Source organism: Pseudomonas sp. NPDC079367 (assembly GCF_044542195.1).
Classification (GTDB): Bacteria; Pseudomonadota; Gammaproteobacteria; order Pseudomonadales; family Pseudomonadaceae; genus Aquipseudomonas.
In genome coordinates, this window is the sequence record NZ_JBITTW010000092.1 from 1 (window position 1) to 1991 (window position 1991).

The following is a 1991-nucleotide window of genomic DNA, read 5'->3' on the forward strand; positions in this document are numbered from 1 at the left end:
GCCGAGCTGCGCGCCGTACAGCCACTTGTTGTCGCTCTCTTCCTTGTCGAAACCGTTGCTGCTGGAAGTGTCGTTGGTGTAATCCACCGGGAACGACGTGACCTTTGGTAGGGGTCACCACTAGGAGAGGAGGCGCCATGCCAACTATTACTCTTCCCGACGGCAGTCAGCGTTCATTCGATCACCCGGTTTCCGTAGCCGAGGTCGCCGCATCCATTGGTGCAGGGCTGGCCAAAGCCACGCTCGCCGGCAAGGTCAATGGCCAACTGGTCGACGCCAGCGACATCATCAGCAGCGACGCGACCCTGCAAATCATTACGCCAAAGGATGAAGAGGGGCTGGAGATCATTCGCCACTCTTGCGCGCACCTGGTTGGCCACGCGGTCAAACAGCTGTACCCGACTGCGAAGATGGTCATCGGCCCGGTCATCGACGAAGGCTTCTATTACGACATCGCTTACGAGCGTCCTTTCACGCCGGAAGACATGGCCGCCATCGAACAGCGCATGCAGCAGCTGATCGAGAAGGATTACGACGTCATCAAAAAGGTCACTCCGCGCGCTGAAGTGATCGAAGTGTTCAAGGCTCGCGGCGAAGATTACAAGCTGCGCCTGGTCGAAGACATGCCGAACGAGCAGGCCATGGGGCTGTACTATCACGAAGAATACGTCGACATGTGCCGGGGTCCTCACGTCCCGAACACGCGCTTTCTGAAATCCTTCAAGCTGACCAAGCTGTCGGGTGCCTACTGGCGTGGCGATGCCAAGAACGAGCAATTGCAGCGCGTCTACGGTACTGCCTGGGCTGACAAGAAGCAGCTGGCGGCCTACATCCAGCGCATCGAAGAAGCCGAGAAACGCGACCACCGCAAGATCGGCAAGCGTCTGGGCCTGTTCCATACGCAGGAAGAGTCGCCGGGCATGGTGTTCTGGCATCCGAACGGCTGGACGCTGTACCAGGTGCTTGAGCAGTACATGCGCAAGATCCAGCGTGACAACGGCTACCTTGAGATCAAAACTCCGCAAGTCGTCGATCGCAGCCTGTGGGAGAAATCCGGGCACTGGGCCAACTACGCCGACAACATGTTCACCACCCAGTCGGAAAACCGTGACTACGCCATCAAGCCGATGAACTGTCCGTGCCACGTGCAGGTGTTCAATCAGGGCCTGAAAAGCTACCGCGAGTTGCCGATGCGTCTGGCCGAGTTCGGTGCGTGCCACCGTAACGAGCCGTCGGGTGCTTTGCACGGCATCATGCGCGTGCGAGCTTTCACTCAGGACGACGCGCATATCTTCTGCACGGAAGAGCAGATGCAGGCCGAGTCCGCTGCGTTCATCAAGTTGACCATGGACGTCTATCGCGATTTCGGTTTTACCGAAGTCGAAATGAAACTGTCCACTCGTCCGGAAAAACGCGTCGGTTCCGACGAGCTGTGGGATCGCGCGGAAGCTGCATTGGCTGCAGCCCTTGATTCTGCTGGTCTGCCGTACGATCTGCAGCCGGGCGAGGGTGCCTTCTATGGGCCCAAGATCGAGTTCTCGCTAAAAGATTGCCTCGGTCGCGTCTGGCAATGTGGTACCTTGCAGCTCGATTTTAACCTGCCTGTCCGTTTGGGCGCTGAATACGTCTCCGAAGACAACAGCCGCAAACACCCGGTGATGCTGCACCGCGCGATCCTCGGCTCGTTCGAGCGTTTCGTCGGGATTCTGATCGAGCACTACGAAGGTGCGTTCCCTGCCTGGCTGGCGCCAACGCAGGCGGTGATCATGAATATCACTGATAAACAGGCAGATTTTGTTGCAGAGGTTGAAAAAACTCTCAACGAAAGCGGATTTCGTGCCAAGTCCGACTTGAGAAATGAAAAGATCGGCTTTAAAATCCGCGAGCATACTTTGCTCAAGGTTCCCTATCTTTTGGTTATCGGAGATAAGGAAGTCGAGATGCAGACTGTCGCTGTGCGTACTCGTGAAGGTGCTGACCTGGGATCGATG

General features: G+C 57.1%; 1 protein-coding gene and 1 pseudogene. One reads left to right on the top strand and one right to left on the bottom strand.

The features are described from left to right. Nucleotides 1-102: pseudogene (locus tag ACIGDJ_RS28260) on the bottom strand (putative porin); the annotation flags it as partial. Between the two features lie 35 nt (nt 103-137). Between ACIGDJ_RS28260 and thrS the strand changes: the two are divergent. Beyond that, a partial coding sequence (gene thrS, locus ACIGDJ_RS28265) for a threonine--tRNA ligase (protein ID WP_397504724.1) occupies nt 138-1991 on the top strand: 1854 nt, incomplete at its 3' end.